The organism is Pseudonocardia sp. NPDC049154, assembly GCF_040648315.1.
Lineage (GTDB): Bacteria > Actinomycetota > Actinomycetes > Mycobacteriales > Pseudonocardiaceae > Pseudonocardia.
The window spans coordinates 1-16,052 of the sequence record NZ_JBEZDN010000083.1; the positions used below are offsets into that span (position 1 = coordinate 1).

The window sequence follows — 16,052 nt, forward strand, 5'->3', positions numbered from 1 at the left end:
GGCCCGACGGGGCCGGGCGCTGGGACGAGCCGGCCCGGCTGGCGGTGCACCGGGGCCCGTGCCCGGTGGTGGTGGTGCGGACCGCGGCGGCGGCCGAGCCCGCGGGCGCCTGACGGCGGACTCACGACCTTCGGCCCTGCCGGGGGCGCCGCCGAGGGAGAAGGCTGGCAAGGGGCGGCACGGGGGGGCACCGTGCCCGGATCCGGGGGTGGAGCATGGGGCGTTTCGGCATGGACGTCGGCACCGGCACCACGGTGCTCTACGACGCCGAGGGCGGGTTCCAGTACGACGAGCCGTCGGTCATGCTCGGTCGGCCCGGCGGCCGCGGCGTGAGCGTGGGCCGGGAGGCGGCCGACCTGGTCGACCGGATCCCGTCCGGGTCGCTCGCCGTGCGGCCGGTGCGCGACGGCGTGATCACCGATCTCGACACCGCCCGCCGCTACCTGCGCGCCGTCGTCCGCCGGGTGCTCCCGCGGCCCTGGCAGCGCACCCGTCTGGCAGCCGCCCTCACCGTCCCCGCCGGCGCCAGCCCGCTGGAACGCCGCGCCCTGGTCGAGGCCGCCGAGGAGGCCGGCATCGTCCGCGTGCTCGCCCTCGCCGGCCCGGTCGCGGGCGCGATCGGCTGCGGCGTCGACCCGCTCGACCGGCGGGTGCACATGGTCGCCGACGTGGGCGCCGGCACCGCGGAGATCGTCGCGATGTGTTTCGGCGAGGTGCTGGCCGTGCGGTCGCGCCGGGTCGCCGGGGACGCGATCGCGGCCGCCGTCCGCCGGCACGTGCGCGAGCAGCACCACCTCTCCCTGGGCCGCGACGCCGCCGAGGATCTCACGATCCGGGTCGGGGCGGTCCCCGACGGCGGCGAGGTCACGGTCGTCGGGCGGGACGGCGACAACGGCCGGCCCCGCACGCTGCGCCTGCCCGCGGGCGAGCTGCACTCCATCGTGGCCCCGCGCGTGGCGGAGCTCGCGACCTCCCTGATCGGCTGCCTCGACGACCTGCCCGCCCGCGCGCTCGACGACCTCGCCGCCGACGGCGTCCTGCTCGTCGGTGGTGCCTCCCCCACCCGCGGGCTGCGCGCGGCCCTCGAGGCGGGGCTCGGGCTGCCGGTGAAGCAGGCGGAGAACCCGTCGACGTGCGTGGCCGAGGGGGCCGCCCGCGCCTTCACCCTGCCCGGGGTGCTCGAGACCTACGCCCGCGGCTGAGCCCCCCGGGAACTGCTCACGGCACGGGGGGCGACGCCTGGTACTGCCGCAGCCCCTCGATGACGATCCGGCTCGCGCTGTTGGCGCCCTTGCCCGGCCCCTGGACCAGGCCCGTCATCACCACGGTCGGCGCGTCGAACGGCGCGGCGACGGACGTCCAGTTGTCGTACTCCTCGGCGGAGAGGCTGCCGTCCTGCGCGGTGCCGGTCTTCGCGCCCGAGTCCAGCGGCACCGTGGACAACGACGTGGCCGTGCCCCCGCGCACCGCCGCGCGCATCCCGTCCCGCACGGGGCCGAGCGCGGAGGCGAAGGGCACCGCGACGGGCGGCGGTACGGGCAGCGCGGTGAAACCGGCCTCCGGGGTGCCGACCGCGAGCCCCAGCCGCGGCGTGACCAGCTGCCCGGTCGCGATCGCGGCCGTCCAGCGGGCGTTCTGCAGGGGCGTGACCTGCAGCGGGCCCTGCCCGATGCCGAGGATCACCGTCGTGCCGCCGTACCAGTGCCCGCCGTCGTCCTCGATCGTCTGCGGGGTGCCGAGGTAGCCCGCGGACTCGCCCGGCAGGTCGATGCCCGTCGGAGTGCCGACGCCGAGCGCGTGCGCGGCCTCGATGATCGGGTCGGGGCCCATGAGGGCGGCGAGCCGGTAGAAGTACACGTCGTTCGACCAGGCGATGGCCTGCGGGAGGTTCATCGGCCCCATGGGCTTCCAGTTGTCGAACGTGTGGCCGGCCAGGGTGAAGCTCGCGCCGGTCGGGACGATCGTCGCCGGCGGGATCGTCCCGGTCACCATGTTCGCGGCCGCGACGACCAGCTTGAACGTCGAGCCGGGCGGCACCGCGACCTGGCTGGCGTGCTCGAGCGTCGGGTGGCCCGGGCGCGCCTCCACGGCCCGCAGCGCCTGCACGTCGAGCGGTGGGCCGTACAGGTTGTTGTCGTAGGAGGGCAGGCTCGCCAGGGCGAGGACCTGGCCGTTGCGCGGGTCCATCGCGACCGCGGCCCCGACGGCCCGGGGGTTGCGCTGCCCCGCGAGCGAGGCGCGGACCGAGTCGGTCAGCCGCTGTTGCAGGGGGAGGTCGAGGGCGGTGCGCAGGTCGGCGCCCGGGACCGGGTCGCGCCGCGTGCCGAGCGCGGTGGGGACACCGGACGGGGTCACCCAGTAGCACTGCTCGCCGTCGAGGCCACGGAGCACGGCGTCGTAGCTCGCCTCCAGCCCCGCCCGTCCGACGACGACGCCGGGGCCGAGGGTCGGGTCCCGCCGGGTCTGCACGTCGGTCGCGATCCCGGTGTAGCCCAGCACCGGACCGAGCAGCTCGCCCGTGGGGTAGCTGCGGCGCGGGACCGCCTCGACCCGCACTCCGTCGAACCCGGTGACCGCGCGCGCCTGGGCGATCGGGAGCTCCGCCAGCTCCAGCGACAGCGTGGTGTCGGGGGCGGCGTCGAGGGCCGCGCGCACGTCCGCGGGCGGCCTGCCGAGCAGGCCCGCGAGCCGGTCGACCTCGCTGGGCCGGACCAGGCCGGGGACCGCTTCGATCTTCGCGGTGCCGGCGTCGGTCGCGGCCGTGTCGATCGCCAGCACGGAGCCGTTGCGGTCGGTGATCTCGCCCCGCGGCGCCGGGAGCCGGACGCACCGGGTCATCTGTTCCTGGCCCGCGGCGACCAGCGCCGGTCCCTCGACGGCCTCGAGCCGCCAGCCGAAGGCGCCGAACGTGACCAGCAGGGCCGTCACGCCCAGTGCGGCGACCCGGACCAGCCGCGGGCGCAGCCGCTCGGGCGCAGCCCAGAGCACGCGGCGGGCGCCGTCGCGCCGGACGCCGAGCACCACGCCGATCGCCGCGAGATGCACCACCACGGCGGTGCCGCCGTAGCTGACCAGCGGGAACGGCACCCCGGCGAGCGGCAGGAGCCCGAGGTTGCCGCCGACCGACACCACGACCTCGGCCCCGAACAGCACGGCCAGCCCGCCCGCGAGCAGGGCCCCGTGGGCCGTGCGCGAGGTGCGCGAGGCGACCGCCAGCCGCCACACCAGGAGGACGGCGGCCAGCAGCACCACCACGCCGGCGACCATCCCGAACTGCAGGACGAGGCTGGCCGGGGCCAGGTCGGTGTCGCGCTCGGGCAGGTACCGCTCCAGGACGTTCGTCAGCGGGTCCCCGGCCTGCCCGAACGGGCCGCCGGAGGCCAGCGCGATCCGCGCCTGCGCCACCGCCCAGCCGGACCCGGCCGGCGACTCCGCGGCCCCCGCCAGGAAGCTGCCGAGCCGCTCCACCTGGTAGGGCCGCAACAGCCCGACGACCAGCGGCGCGGCGACCGCGGCCCCGGCGAACACCGGCAGCACGAACCGGGCCGGCACCCGCCCGATCACCAGCAGCGCCACGGAGACGACCACCAGCAGCGTCGTGGTGCTCAGGTCCGGCTGCAGCACGGTCAGCACGATCGGGATCGCGGCGAGGATCAGCGCGCCCAGGAACCGCTGCCACGCCGGCCGCCCCGACCCGAGGACCCCGGCGACCACCAGGAGCAGGCCCAGCTTCGCGAGCTCGGAGGGCTGGAAGGTGAACCCGCCGACGGCGATCCACCGGGTGGCGCCGTTCGCGCTCAGGCCGACCACGGGGACCGCGGCGAGCAGCACCACCGCCAGTGCGTAGCAGACGACGCCCAGCACGCCGAGCAGACCGACCCGGACCCGCCAGAACAGCGCGAGCAGCACCAGCCCGCCGGCGGCGATGATCCCCTGCCGCACGGCGGTGTCGATCCCCTCGACGACGGCGAGGTTGGCCAGCCCGGCGACGACCAGCACCAGCGTGGCCAGCACCGCGACGACGTCGAACGCCAGCCCGTGGTTCCGGCGCGGCCGGGGCGGCCGGGGCGGCCGCTCCCCCGTCGCCCACGCGGACACCCGGCGCCGGCCGGGCAGGAGCCGGCGGAGCCGTCGCGCGGGCCTCACCGGGGCCACCGGCCGGTCACGGGGCGCACCCGCCCGTCGACGGGACGCGGACCGCCGGGCTGGCCGCCACCCCCGGACCGGCCGTGACGACGGTGAGGGCGGTCGCGGCGGCGTCGGGCACCCGGACGGCCGCGACGACGTCGGCGCGGTCCGCACCGGCCGGGACGCTCACCGTGCCCCCGGCGAGGGTGGCGCCGGCGCCGCCGCACAGGTCATCGAGCCGCACGGCCCAGTCCACGGCCACCGGCCCGGACGCGGGGCGCAGCCCCACGTGGATGCGGACGAGGCAGTCCTGCCCGGCGCCGCAGGCGCGGACGGTCCGCAGGTCGACGGACCCGACCGCCCCGTCGGCGGCCGGCGCGGGCGCAGCCGGCAGCGGCGGCAGCACCGGGCCCGACGCGGGCGCGACCACGGCGTCGCGGCCGCTGGCGAGCAGGAGGGCGATGTCCGCCTCGATCCGCTCGTGCAGCAGCGACCACTCGACCGCCAGCACCGCGAACACCACCAGCGGCCATGCCACCCACAGCCACCAGCGGCGACGCCGTGCGCGCGCGCCCGCGTACCCCCCGGCCCGAACCACCCCCGCAGCCCCCCTCGTCCCCGCCACGGCCCGTGTGTCGTCCCCGCCGGACACGGTGCCGCAGCAGGGCCCGGCGGGGGCAGGGGCGGACGACCCGGCCGGGTCCACCGGGTCCCGGGGCCGAACGGGTCCTTCCCGGGTCCATGGACCCTGGTGGGCCGATGTGGACCCGCGAGGATCAGGCGGCCGGCCGCGACGTCGGATCACAGGGCACGGATCGGACGGCGTCAGATCACACCCTGCGCCCGCAGCGCGGCCCGGCGCTCCTCGGACAGGCCGAGCAGGTCGCCGTAGATCTCGTCGTTGTGCTCGCCGAGGCCCGGGCCGAGGTGGTCGATCCCGCCCGGCGTCGCCGAGAAGCGCGGGACCGGTGCCTGCACCCGCATCGCGCCCAGGTCCGGATCCGGTACCTGCGGGAACACGCCGCGAGCCTGCAGCTGCGGGTCCGCGAGCAGCTGCTCGGCGTCGTAGATCGGGGCGGCCGCGACCTCGGCCTCCTCGAACACGGTCATCGCGTCGTCGAGCGTGTGCGCGGCGATCCACTCGGCCATCACGGAGTCGATCAGCGCCGCGTTCCGGAGCCGCTGCTGGGCCTCGGCGAAGCGCGGGTCCCGGGTGAGGTCCTCGCGGCCGACCGCGCGCAGGGCCCGCATCGCGATCGTCGGGGCACTGCCCGACATGGCCAGCCAGTGCCTGTCCTTGGTCCGGTAGGTGTTGCGCGGGGCCGAGATGTCCCACCGGTTCCCGGTGCGGGCGGGCACCTCGCCGAGCTGGTCGTAGGTCAGCACCGGCTGCTCGATCAACCGCGCGAGCGGCTCCACCAGGTTGACGTCGATCAGCTGGCCCGGGCCGCCGTGCACGTCGCGGTGGTAGAGCGCCATCATCACGGCGTACGTCGCGGTCAGCGCGGCCACGCCGTCGGCCAGCATGAACGCGGGCAGGGTCGGTGGACCGTCCGGCTCCCCGGTCAGGTGGGCGAACCCGCTCATCGCCTCGCCCAGGGTGCCGAAGCCCGGCCGGTCCGACTTCGGCCCGCCCGCCCCGAACCCGGTGACGTGCAGCATCACCAGCCCCGGGTTGGTCGCCGCGAGCGCGGCGTGGTCGAGACCCCACCGCGTGAGCGTCGACGGACGCAGGTTCAGGACCACGACGTCCGCCGTGTCGGTCAGCCCGCGCAGCAGGTCCCGCCCCGCCTCCTCGCGCAGGTTGAGCGTGACCGACTTCTTGTTGCGCCCCAGGCTCTTCCACATCAGCCCGACACCGTCGCGCTGGGCTCCCCACTGCCGCAGCGGGTCGCCGCCGTCGGGCTGCTCGACCTTGATCACCTCCGCGCCGTGCTCACCGAGCCACGTCGCGACGAGCGGCCCGGCGGCGAGCGTCGCCGCGTCGACGACACGGATCCCGGTCAGCGGTCCCGAACCCATCCGAACTCCTCGACTCCCGTGCGAACCGGCCTGCGCGGCACTACCCGGCGAGGCCCTGCAGCCAGGCGCGGACCCGGGGCAGGGTCTCCACCCCCGTGGTCCGGGCGACGTCGCCGGCGAGATCCGCGATCGACACCCCGCGCAGCGCGCCGCGCCACGCCCGGTCCGCCTCGATCATCACCCGCGCGATCGGGCACGGCGTGGTGCACGCCTCCGGCGCGGCGGCCAGCGGCCCCCGCTGCCGGATCTCGGTGCAGACGAAGGCGGGCTCGGCGCCGTCGACCGCCTCGACGACGTCGAGCACGGTGATCTCCCCGGCCGCCCGGGTCAGCACGTACCCGCCCGCCTGCCCCTGCACCGAGCGGACGAGCCCGGCCCGGGACAACGCCTGCAGCTGCTTGGCCAGGTAGGTCGGCGACACGTCGTGGAACTCGGCGAGCTTGGCCGCGGGGACCGGGTCGGTCGTGCCGGTCAGCACCACGCAGCAGTGCAGCGCCCACTCCACCCCGCCGGACATCTTCACCCCCGCAGCCTACTTGACTCGGACAGAAGTTGTCCGAGTAGGATCCCGGACAGAAGATATCCGGGTTCACGAGAGGGGAACGGCCATGCGGATCGTCGTCGTCGGGGGAACGGGCCTGATCGGGAAGGCGCTGGTCGAGGCGCTGCGGGAGCGCGGCCACGAGGCGGTGCCCGCCTCGCCGTCGACCGGGGTCGACACGCTGACCGGCGCGGGCGTCGCCGAGGCCCTGGCCGGGGCGCAGGTGGTCGTCGACGTGTGCAACTCGCCGTCGTTCGAGGACGGTCCGGTGCTCGACTTCTTCACCCGCTCGACCACCACCCAGCTCGCCGCCGAGCGCGAGGCGGGCGTGGGCCACCACGTCGCGCTGTCGATCGTCGGTACCGACCGGCTGCCCGACGCGGGCTACCTGCGCGCCAAGGTCGCCCAGGAGGAGCTGATCACCGCCTCGGGGATCCCGTTCACGATCCTGCGCGCCACCCAGTTCTTCGAGTTCCTGTCCATGATCGCCGACTCGGCCACCGAGGGCAGCACCGTCACCGTGCCCGAGGGGGCGTTCCAGCCCGTCGCCGCGGCCGACGTCGTCGCCGGCCTCGCCGAGCTCGCCACCGGCGCGCCGGTCGGCGGCACGATCGACCTGGCCGGCCCCGACCGCCGCACGATGGAGGAGTTCGTCCGGGAGTTCCTGGCCGCCCACGAGGACCCCCGGAGCGTCACGACGGGTCCCGACGCCCGCTACTTCGGCACCGCGATCGGCGACGCGCTGGTCCCCGCCGGCGAGGCCCGGATCGGCGCGACCCGGTTCGAGGACTGGCTCAAGGCCTGAGGTCCGGCGGACCGGCCGGGCGCGGGTGCCGCTGGTCGAGGAGGGCTTCGATCAGGTCGAGGTCGTGTCGGACCGACGACGGCCTTCGTGGTCGCGGTGGGCGTGGATCAGCTCGTCCGGGGGTCCTCTCGGGGCGGGAGGTTCCGGACCTGCTCGGGCCGGGGCTCGGGGCGGGGCAGGGGCGGACCGGGCTCGGGGCGGGGCAGGGGCCGGCCTGGTGCGGTGTGCGGGAGCGACGGTCCGGTCGGTGCGGCGTGCGGGACCGGCGAGCCGGTCGGGGCGGCGTTCGGGACCGGCGGGCCGGTCGGGGAAGTGGCCGCGACGCCGGCGGGGCCTGGCGGAGGCATCGGCGAGCCCGGCGAGGCCGAGGCCGAGGTCGCGGCAGTCGTGGTGGCCGATTCCGACGCCCGTTCGGCGAACGCCAGCCACACCCCGCACAGCCCGGTGATGAACAACAGGCCGGTGACGATGCCCTCGATCTGCAACGGGCTGATCGCCAGCGCGCCGGCCGGGACGAACGCGGCCGCCACGACCAGCGCGTACAACAGCGGGTCCACCACGGCGAGCCGCCGGCCCGGCACCCGCGCCCGGCCGGTGCGCAGGAGGTAGCGGAGGGACTCGACCACCCCGATCACCCCGCCGATCGCGAACGTGGCACGCCAGACCAGCCCGCTGTCGCCCCCGGTGGTGCCCAGCATCGAGGCGAGTCCGAGCACCCCGGGCAGGAAGAACTTCAGCGCCAGGTGCAACGTCGCCGCGTGCCGAGCAGGATCGGAGCGCCAGTTGCCGTGCGCGAACTGCATGACGCCGAACCAGAGTCCCAGCAACGTGAAACTCGTGCCGCTCAAGGTCTGATAGAAGGTGACGGTCGGGTCCACGATGATCCCCCCTCGACGCCGCGGCGGGCGGCGTTCGGGGGCCCATCGTGCTGGTCCCGGGCTTCGGCGGGAAGGGGGCATTTCGAAATGCTCGCCCGTGCACCCGGCCCCTGGATGCCGCCGACCGTCGCCGCAGAATGGACCGCGGCGACTCGGCGGAGGCCAATTCGGATGCGCGACTTCGGTGGTGCGCGAAGGCGCGCGGGAATTGCTCGAGGCGGAGCAACGCGGATAATGCCGGACTCCGCTCGACCGTCCGGAACGGCTCCGGCTACTGACCGGAGACGGTGGAGGCAGAGAGTTCCGCGGTGGTCGCCGTCGCCTGACGTCCAAGGGTGGGGTCGGGGCGGGCCCTCGTCGTGAGTGGTGCTGCCGGGTGCGCACCACCGGGCCCTCCGGTGGAGCCGGGGAGCGATCGGAGTGGTGGCAACGGCCTGCGGAAGCGCACGCCTCCCGGCTTCCGTCTGCCGCCCGGCGTGGACAAGCTCGACCCCGAGGTTGCTCCCACCGCCGGGTCGTCGCGCACATCCCCCGGACATGCCGGAGGCCCCGTCCGACCAGGGACGGGGCCTCCGCGGCGGGGTCAGACGCCGCGCAGCAGCGCCTCGAACGACGGGGCGTCGGCGAACGGGTCGGCCGTCCGCGCCGCCGGCCGCGCGGCGACCAGCTCGGCCAGTTCCTCGGCCGCCCGGTCGATCCGCGAGGCCAGGCCCTGGCTCGCCTCCCCCGCACCGCCCCAGTCCTCCGACGCGGCGAACACGGCGGTCGGCGTGACGACGGTGCGCAGGTAGGCGAACAGCGGCCGCATCGCGTGCTCCAGGGCCAGGGAGTGCCGGGCCGTGCCCGCCGTCGCACCCATCAGCACCGGTTTGCCGCTCAGGGCGCCGGAGTCGACGACGTCGAAGAACGTCTTGAACAGCCCGCTGTACGACGCCGAGAAGATCGGCGTGACGGCGACGATCCCGTCCGCCCCGGTCACCGCGTCCAGCGCCGGCCGCAGCTCGGCGTTCGCGAACCCGGTGACCAGGTTGTCCGCGAGGTCCCGGGCGTGCTCGCGCAGCTCGACGACCTCCACCTCGGCCTCGACGCCGCGGCGGCGCAAGGCCGCCACGGTCGCCGAGGCCAGCCGGTCGGCCAGCAGCCGGGTGGACGACGGGACGGACAGTCCCGCGCTCACCACGGCGATCCTGCGCTTCTCCATGATCAGGCCGCCTCCTCCCGGGCCTGCCCGGTGACGTCGTCCGCCGGGGCGTACACGGTCGAGTCCTTCGCGCCGCGCGCGGCGACCAGGGACTCGTGGGTCGGGGCGTCGGGCACGTGCGCGGGCTTGAGCGCGGCGAACTCCTTGCGCAGCACCGGCACGACCTCCTCGCCGAGGATGTCGAGCTGCTCGAGCACGGTCTTCAGCGGCAGGCCCGCGTGGTCGACGAGGAACAGCTGGCGCTGGTAGTCGCCGACGTAGTCGCGGAACCCGAGGGTCCGCTCGATGACCTGCTGCGGGCTGCCCACGGTCAGCGGGGTCTCCCGGCTGAAGTCCTCCAGGGACGGCCCGTGCCCGTAGACCGGGGCGTTGTCGAAGTACGGCCGGAACTCGTCCACGGCGTCCTGGCTGTTCTTCCGCATGAACACCTGCCCGCCGAGCCCGACGATCGCCTGGTCGGCGGCGCCGTGCCCGTAGTGCTCGAAGCGGCGGCGGTAGAACTCGACCATCCGCTTCGTGTGCTCGGCCGGCCAGAAGATGTGGTTGTGGAAGAAGCCGTCGCCGTAGTAGGCGGCCTGCTCCGCGATCTCCGGGCTGCGGATCGAGCCGTGCCACACGAACGGCGCGACGCCGTCGAGCGGGCGCGGGGTCGAGGTGAAGCCGCGCAGCGGGGTGCGGAACCGGCCTTCCCAGTCGACCACGTCCTCGTCCCACAGCTTGCGCAGCAGGGCGTAGTTCTCGATCGCCAGCGGGATGCCGTCCCGGATGTCCTTGCCGAACCACGGGTAGACGGGGCCGGTGTTGCCGCGGCCCATCATCAGGTCGACGCGCCCGCCGGCCAGGTGCTGCAGCATCGCGAAGTCCTCGGCGATCTTCACCGGGTCGTTCGTGGTGATCAGCGTGGTGGCCGTCGAGAGCTGCAGGCGCTCCGTCCGCCCCGCGATGTAGCCGAGGGTCGTGGTCGGCGACGAGGAGAAGAACGGCGGGTTGTGGTGCTCGCCCAGGGCGAAGACGTCCAGGCCCACCTCCTCGGCCTTCTTCGCGATCGTGACGATGTCCTTGATCCGCTCCGCCTCGGACGGCGTGCGACCGGTCGTCGGGTCGGTCGTGACGTCGCTGACGGAGAACACTCCGAACTGCATGACCCTCACCTCGTTGGTTGATGTGTCATCTATGTTCTCCGAACTCCGGTGACGTGTCAACTATTCCGGTACCGTGGTCCCCATGACCCGATGGCTCGACGAGCGGGAGCAGCGCGCCTGGCGCGGCTACCTCGCCATGCAGACCCAGCTGCAGGCCCTGCTGCACCGGCGGCTGCAGGCCGACTCCGGGCTGTCGTACGCCGACTTCGACGTGCTCGTCGCGCTGACCGACCGCGACGGCGAGCAGGTCCGTGTGCTGGAGCTGGCCGAGGCGCTGCAGTGGGAGAAGAGCCGGCTCTCCCACCACCTGTCCCGCATGCAGAAGCGGGGCCTGGTCGAGCGGCAGGAGTGCGCCGACGACGCCCGCGGCGCCTTCGTCGTCCTCACCGCCGAGGGGCGGCGCGCGATCGAGGGCGCCGCCCCCGCGCACGTCGAGGCGGTGCGGGAGCTCGTGTTCGACGGGCTCGACCCCGACCAGGTCGACGCGCTCGCCGGCATCGCGGAGACCGTGCTCAGCCGGATCCGCGCCGCGGGCTGATCGGGCTCCGCGCCGCGGGCCGACCCGGGGTCAATCGGTCCGCGCGATTCGGAAGGTGTAACGGAGCTCCCGCCACTCCCCCTGCACTGGGGCGCCGTCGGGCGTCGGCCCGGTGCGGGGTTCGAAGTCGACGATCAGGTCCTCCTTCACGCCGAACACCGCGTCGGAGTCGAGGTACCTCCCGCCCCGCACGAAGAGCTGCGTGACCAGTCTCCGGTGCCCCGGCGCGTCGATCATGAAGTGCAGGTGCGGCGCCCGGTAGGGGTGCCGGCCGGCGGCCCGCAGCATCGCGCCGACCGGGCCGTCGTCGGGGATGGGGTACTCCGACGGCAGGATCGAGCGGAACCGCAGGCGGCCCTCGACGTCGGTCCGCAGCCGCCCGCGCAGCACCGGCCCGTCCAGGTCCGGCAGCTGGACGTCGTAGAACCCGTCCTCGTTCGACTGCCAGACGTCGACGACGGCGTCGGGCACCGGCCGGTCCTCCGTGTCCGTGACCGTCACGTCGACGTACAGCGGGGTGCCCGGCAGGCCGGCGGAGACGTCCGCGCCCTGCGGCAGCTCGGGCGGTCCCTCCACGTAGAAGGGCCCCAGGACGGCCGACGGCGTGGTGTCCGGCGTGCGCGAGTTGTCCAGCACGTCGACCACGCTGGACAGCCCGAGCGTGTCGGAGAGCAGCACGAACTCCTGCCGGGTGTCGGTGCAGGCCCGTCCGGTGCGGGTGAGGAAGTCGATGCCCTGCTGCCACTCGGCCTGGGTGAGGTCGTTGTCGACGGCGAAGGCGTGCAGGCGCGGCACCAGGTCGGTGAGCAGCGCACGCAGCCGGGGGTCCTCGGTGCCCGCGAACGTCGCCGCGACCTGCGCGGTGAGACCGTCGAGCGTGGCGGACCCGGGCGGCCGCTCCCCCGCCCACGCCCGGCGCAGCAGCCCGGCGAGCCCGTCCCGGGTCAGCGGGGCCGGGTTCGGATAGGGCTCGGCGACGGCGAGCGCGACCGCCCGGTCGAGGTCGGCCTCGGCGAGCCCGAGCTCGCGCAACGACGTCGGCCCGCCCGCCTCGACGATCAGGTCGAACACCGCCGTCGGCGCGTCGGCCGCGCCGAGCGCCTGGGCCACCCGGCGCATCGCCTCGGGTGCGGCCGCGGCGTTGTAGGCCATGGCGTGCGGCAGCACGACGGTGTGCGTGGGCGCGTGCGGGAGCCCGAAGCTGCCGCCGAGGGTGTGGCAGAGCTTGTGGTGCAGGCCCATCCCGACGGCGCCGAGGCACGTCCCGGCCAGCCAGGCGCCGCGCAGCAGGTCGGCGCGGGCGTCCGGGTCGGTGTCCAGGCCGCGCAGGCCCCGGGCGAGGTGGCGGACGGCGTCGAGCGCCATCCCGTCGACGACCGGGTTGGCGTCGGGTGAATAGAGCGCCTCGACGGCGTGGGCGAGCGCGTTGACCGCGCTGGTCACGGCGAGCGTGCGGGGCAGCCCGGCCGACAGCTCGACGTCGTAGATCACGGCCTCGGGTAGGATGGCCGGGTCGGTGCGGGTGGTCTTGACCCCCTCCGCCGTCTCCCCCAGCACGGGCGTGACCTCGGAGCCGGCGTAGGTGGTGGGCAGCACGACCTGGTCCACCCCGGTCCGCACGGCGAGTGCCTTGGCCAGCCCGGTCGTCGAGCCGCCGCCGACGGCCACCACGCAGTCCGCCGCCGTCTCGCGCAGCACCGCCAGCGCCTGCTCGGTGACCTCGACCGGGGTGTGCATCGCGGCACCGTCGAAGCGGCCGGCCGCGAGCGGGCCGAGGATCTTCTCGACCCGGTCGCCGACGTCCCGCAGGTGCTCGCCGGCCAGGACCAGGGCGCGCGAGCGGCCGAGGCGGGTCACCTCGTCGGCGACCTGCTCGAGCGTGCCGGCCCCGAACACGATCCGGGCCGGGTGGGCGGTGTAGGTGAAGTTCCGCACGACGTTTCCCCTCAGGCCCGCGCCAGCAGCGCGGCCAGCGCGGCGGTGAGCTCACGTTCCGGGTCGGCGGGCAGCTCGTGGGCCCGCCACCCGACGTGCGCGTCCGGCCGGACCAGCACGCAGCCGGACTCGGACACCTCGCGCAGCCGCGCCCAGTCGTCGTAGACGTCCGTGTACTCGCGGCCCGGGCCGATCACGTGCGCGTCGACCTCGATGCCCAACGACCGGGCCGCGGCCTCCGCGGCATCGGCCCACGCCTGCCCCGAGATGCCGGTGAGCACGGTGAAGCGGCCCTTGCCGGTGACGTCGTGGGTGCTGACCTTGTGCCCGCCCCTGCCGAGCCAGCAGTGCGGCAGACGGGCACCCGGCCAGGTGGTCGGGTGGTAGTACAGCTCCGGATCACGGTCGTACCCCGGCTCCGGTGTGCCGTCGCCGATCACGGCGCCCGAGCGGTAGCGCTGCCCGAGCTCCACACCGTGCGCGTTGAACTCGTAGTCCTTGAGCTCGAGGGCCTTCCGCAGGGCGATCCGCTGCTCCGCGGCCTCCGGGGTGTCCGCGGCGCGGGCCCGCATGCTCGCGATCTGCTGGGCGGGGTCGTCGGAGTCGGTGAACCCCAGCGCGTCGAAGATCGGCCCGAACTGCTCGATGGACTTGTTGGCGCGCAGCACGATCTGCTTCCCGACCGGGGCACGCTCGGCGTCGTAGCTGTCCAGCAGCTCCTCCCCCGCCCGGCCGAACAGCACCGCCGCCAGCTTCCACGCGAGGTTGTAGGAGTCCTGGACGGAGGTGTTGGAGCCGAGGCCGTTCGACGGCGGGTGCCGGTGCACGGCGTCGCCGGCGCAGAACACCCGGCCGGCGCGGTAGCGCATGGCGTACATCTTGTTGTTGCCCCACAACGAGGTGGAGCGGATGGTCACCGGGATCGTGTCGTCGCCGACGAGGTCGTGGACGATCTTCGTGGCCATCGCGTCGTCGACCTCGGGCGGCGCCCCGTCGATGTCGTAGCCCCACACGATCAGCCACTCGTCCCACGGCCGGACCATGCGGACCAGCCCCATCCCGATGCCGCCGATGTTCGAGCCGGGCTGCAGCACCCAGTACAGGACGCTGGGGCGGTGCTCCACGTACCGCGACAGGTCGGCGTGGAAGACGATGTTCATGCTGCCCGCGATGTCCATCTGCCCCTCGAAGGGCAGGCCGACGTCGCGGGCCACCTGGCTGCGGCCGCCGTCGGCGCCGATCACGTACTTCGCCCGGATCGGGTAGGTGTGGCCGGAGAGCCGGTCCCGCACCGTGACCGTCACCCCGTCGGCGTCCTGCTCGAGGCCGAGGTACTCGGTGTCGAACCGGATCCGGCTGCCCCGCTCGGCCGCGTGCCCGATGAGGATCGGCTCCAGCAGCGTCTGCGGCAGGTCGCAGTTGTCCGACGGGCTGGCCAGCGTGTAGTCCGCGCGCCGGGCCGGGTGCGTCCCCCACGTCCGCACCCGGCCGATCTCGTCGCCGGCCAGGCTGGTGCAGAAGACCGTGTCGCCCATCAGCGCCGACGGGGTGCCCTGTGCCCGGACGTCGTCCTCGATCCCCATGTCGCGCAGGATCTCGACGGTCCGCTGGTTGGTGATGTGGGCCCGCGGCGTGTTCGCCGTCCACCGGTACTTGGTGATCACGATGTGGTCGACGCCGTAGGTGGCCAGGAACAGCGCGGCCGACGCCCCGGCCGGTCCGCTGCCGATGACCAGGACGTCCGTCGTCAGGACCGTCTGCTCGTTCACGCCGCCTCGTCTCTGAAGTGCGTCCGGGACGGACCGAGTATGGGAACCGGCGCGGCCATACGTCCAATACCGAGATCGCGGTGCGGCTATACGCTCTCCCTATGGATCTGCGGGCGCTGGAGTGCGTCGTCGCCGTCGCCGAGGAGGGCTCGATCAGCCGGGCCGCCGCCCGGCTGCACATGACTCAGCCGCCGCTGACCGTCCGGTTGCGGTCCCTGGAGCGCGAGCTCGGCGTGGAGCTGCTGGTCCGGCACGGGCGCGGCGTGGACCTCACCGCCGCCGGACGGGTGCTCGTCGAACGCGCACGCCGGGTGCTCGCCGACGTGTCCGCCGCGGCCGAGGAGGTCCGGACGGTCGGGCTCGGCACGCGCGGCCGGTTCGGCGTCGTCGTCGGGCACACGGTGTCGCCCCGGCTGCTGCCGCACCTCACCGGTGGGGCGGCGCTCGGCGGCGGCGTCGACCTGATCGTCACCGAGGCCACGGACGCCGACGTCGTCGAGCGGGTCCACCGGCGCGACGCCCACGCCGGGCTCCTCCACCTCGCCCCCGGTGAGCCGGGCCGGACCCGGCACCCGCGCGCCCGCGCGCGAGGGCTCGAGGTGGCGGTCGTCGCCCGCGAGCCGCTGGTCGCGGTGCTGCCCGACACGCATCCCGAGGCGGGCGGCGACCGGGTCGACCTGTCCCTCGTGCGCGAGGCACGCGTGGTGGTCGCCGAGGCGACGGGCGAGGGGTTCGCGGCGCACGTCCGGGCGGCCTGGGCGGTCGCCGAGCCGGACGGCGCCCACGGCGTGGTCGAGGCGGGGTCGATCGTGCAGGCGATGGCGCTGGTCGAGGCCGGGGCGGGCGTCACGCTCCTGCCCGCGCAGTACACGTCGATGGTGTGGGGCGGGCTGGTCGCCCGGCCCCCGCGGCAGCACACCCCTGTGGTCGAGACCGCGGTGTGCTGGCGACCCGACGAGGACTCCCCCGTCCTCCGCCGCTTCCTCCGCACCGCCCTGTCCACCCCGGAGCCCGACGTCCTCGGCCCCGCCCACGCCCGTCGCGGCCTCGGCGCCGCGCACTGGTGACGGGCGGGGCATGGAGGTCCGCCCCG

At 75.0% G+C, this 16,052-nt stretch carries 13 protein-coding genes; 4 read left to right on the forward strand and 9 right to left on the reverse strand.

All coding sequences use genetic code 11. The annotated features are described in order from the left end of the window. The first annotated feature begins 215 nt into the window (after positions 1–215). A complete protein-coding gene (locus tag AB0B41_RS29630; protein WP_358209107.1) occupies positions 216–1,202 on the forward strand; it encodes a rod shape-determining protein in 987 nt (328 codons plus the stop codon). 16 nt (positions 1,203–1,218) lie between these two features. Here the strand turns inward: AB0B41_RS29630 and AB0B41_RS29635 are convergent, their stop codons facing one another. The 4 genes from AB0B41_RS29635 to AB0B41_RS29650 all read right to left on the reverse strand — a co-directional run bounded on the left by AB0B41_RS29635 (position 1,219) and on the right by AB0B41_RS29650 (position 6,667). Then, the gene (locus tag AB0B41_RS29635) at positions 1,219–4,146 is read right to left on the reverse strand and encodes an FtsW/RodA/SpoVE family cell cycle protein (protein ID WP_358209109.1); all 2,928 of its coding nucleotides are present in this window, start codon (positions 4,144–4,146) and stop codon (positions 1,219–1,221) included. Positions 4,147–4,162: 16 nt separating this feature from the next. After that, a complete protein-coding gene (locus AB0B41_RS29640; RefSeq protein ID WP_358209111.1) occupies positions 4,163–4,666 on the reverse strand; it encodes a hypothetical protein in 504 nt (167 codons plus the stop codon). Positions 4,667–4,953: 287 nt separating this feature from the next. Beyond that, entirely contained in the window at positions 4,954–6,150 is a 1,197-nt protein-coding gene (locus AB0B41_RS29645; RefSeq protein ID WP_358209113.1) for a CoA transferase, read from the reverse strand. Between the two features lie 40 nt (positions 6,151–6,190). Continuing rightward, positions 6,191–6,667, reverse strand: a complete 477-nt coding sequence (locus AB0B41_RS29650) for an Rrf2 family transcriptional regulator (RefSeq protein ID WP_358209177.1) — start codon at positions 6,665–6,667, stop codon at positions 6,191–6,193. Between the two features lie 91 nt (positions 6,668–6,758). Between AB0B41_RS29650 and AB0B41_RS29655 the strand changes: the two genes are divergently transcribed. Continuing rightward, positions 6,759–7,496 (forward strand): SDR family oxidoreductase, encoded by a 738-nt coding sequence (locus tag AB0B41_RS29655; RefSeq protein ID WP_358209115.1) that lies wholly within the window; start codon positions 6,759–6,761, stop codon positions 7,494–7,496. 107 nt (positions 7,497–7,603) lie between these two features. On the opposite strand, the gene AB0B41_RS29660 is transcribed toward AB0B41_RS29655, so the two are convergent. The 3 genes from AB0B41_RS29660 to AB0B41_RS29670 form a co-directional block, all read right to left on the reverse strand. Next, positions 7,604–8,374, reverse strand: a complete 771-nt coding sequence (locus AB0B41_RS29660; protein ID WP_358209117.1) for a hypothetical protein — start codon at positions 8,372–8,374, stop codon at positions 7,604–7,606. 583 nt (positions 8,375–8,957) lie between these two features. After that, complete coding sequence (locus AB0B41_RS29665) at positions 8,958–9,575, reverse strand: FMN reductase (RefSeq protein ID WP_358209119.1); 618 nt, start codon at positions 9,573–9,575, stop codon at positions 8,958–8,960. A gap of 2 nt (positions 9,576–9,577) precedes the next feature. Further along, on the reverse strand, positions 9,578–10,717 hold the full coding sequence (locus AB0B41_RS29670) for an LLM class flavin-dependent oxidoreductase (protein ID WP_358209121.1): 1,140 nt from the start codon (positions 10,715–10,717) through the stop codon (positions 9,578–9,580). Positions 10,718–10,799: 82 nt separating this feature from the next. On the opposite strand from AB0B41_RS29670, the gene AB0B41_RS29675 reads away from it, so the two are divergent. Then, the gene (locus AB0B41_RS29675; RefSeq protein ID WP_358209123.1) at positions 10,800–11,255 is read left to right on the forward strand and encodes a MarR family winged helix-turn-helix transcriptional regulator; all 456 of its coding nucleotides are present in this window, start codon (positions 10,800–10,802) and stop codon (positions 11,253–11,255) included. A 30-nt stretch (positions 11,256–11,285) separates the two neighbouring features. Here AB0B41_RS29675 and AB0B41_RS29680 read toward each other — a convergent pair whose 3' ends face one another. Both AB0B41_RS29680 and AB0B41_RS29685 read right to left on the reverse strand, forming a co-directional pair. Beyond that, positions 11,286–13,190 (reverse strand): maleylacetate reductase and hydroxyquinol 1,2-dioxygenase domain-containing protein, encoded by a 1,905-nt coding sequence (locus AB0B41_RS29680; RefSeq protein WP_358209125.1) that lies wholly within the window; start codon positions 13,188–13,190, stop codon positions 11,286–11,288. Positions 13,191–13,201: 11 nt separating this feature from the next. After that, complete coding sequence (locus AB0B41_RS29685; protein ID WP_358209127.1) at positions 13,202–14,959, reverse strand: FAD-dependent monooxygenase; 1,758 nt, start codon at positions 14,957–14,959, stop codon at positions 13,202–13,204. 101 nt (positions 14,960–15,060) lie between these two features. Here AB0B41_RS29685 and AB0B41_RS29690 point away from each other — a divergent pair, with 101 nt between their 5' ends. Further along, complete coding sequence (locus AB0B41_RS29690) at positions 15,061–16,026, forward strand: LysR family transcriptional regulator (RefSeq protein ID WP_358209129.1); 966 nt, start codon at positions 15,061–15,063, stop codon at positions 16,024–16,026. Positions 16,027–16,052 lie beyond the last annotated feature (26 nt).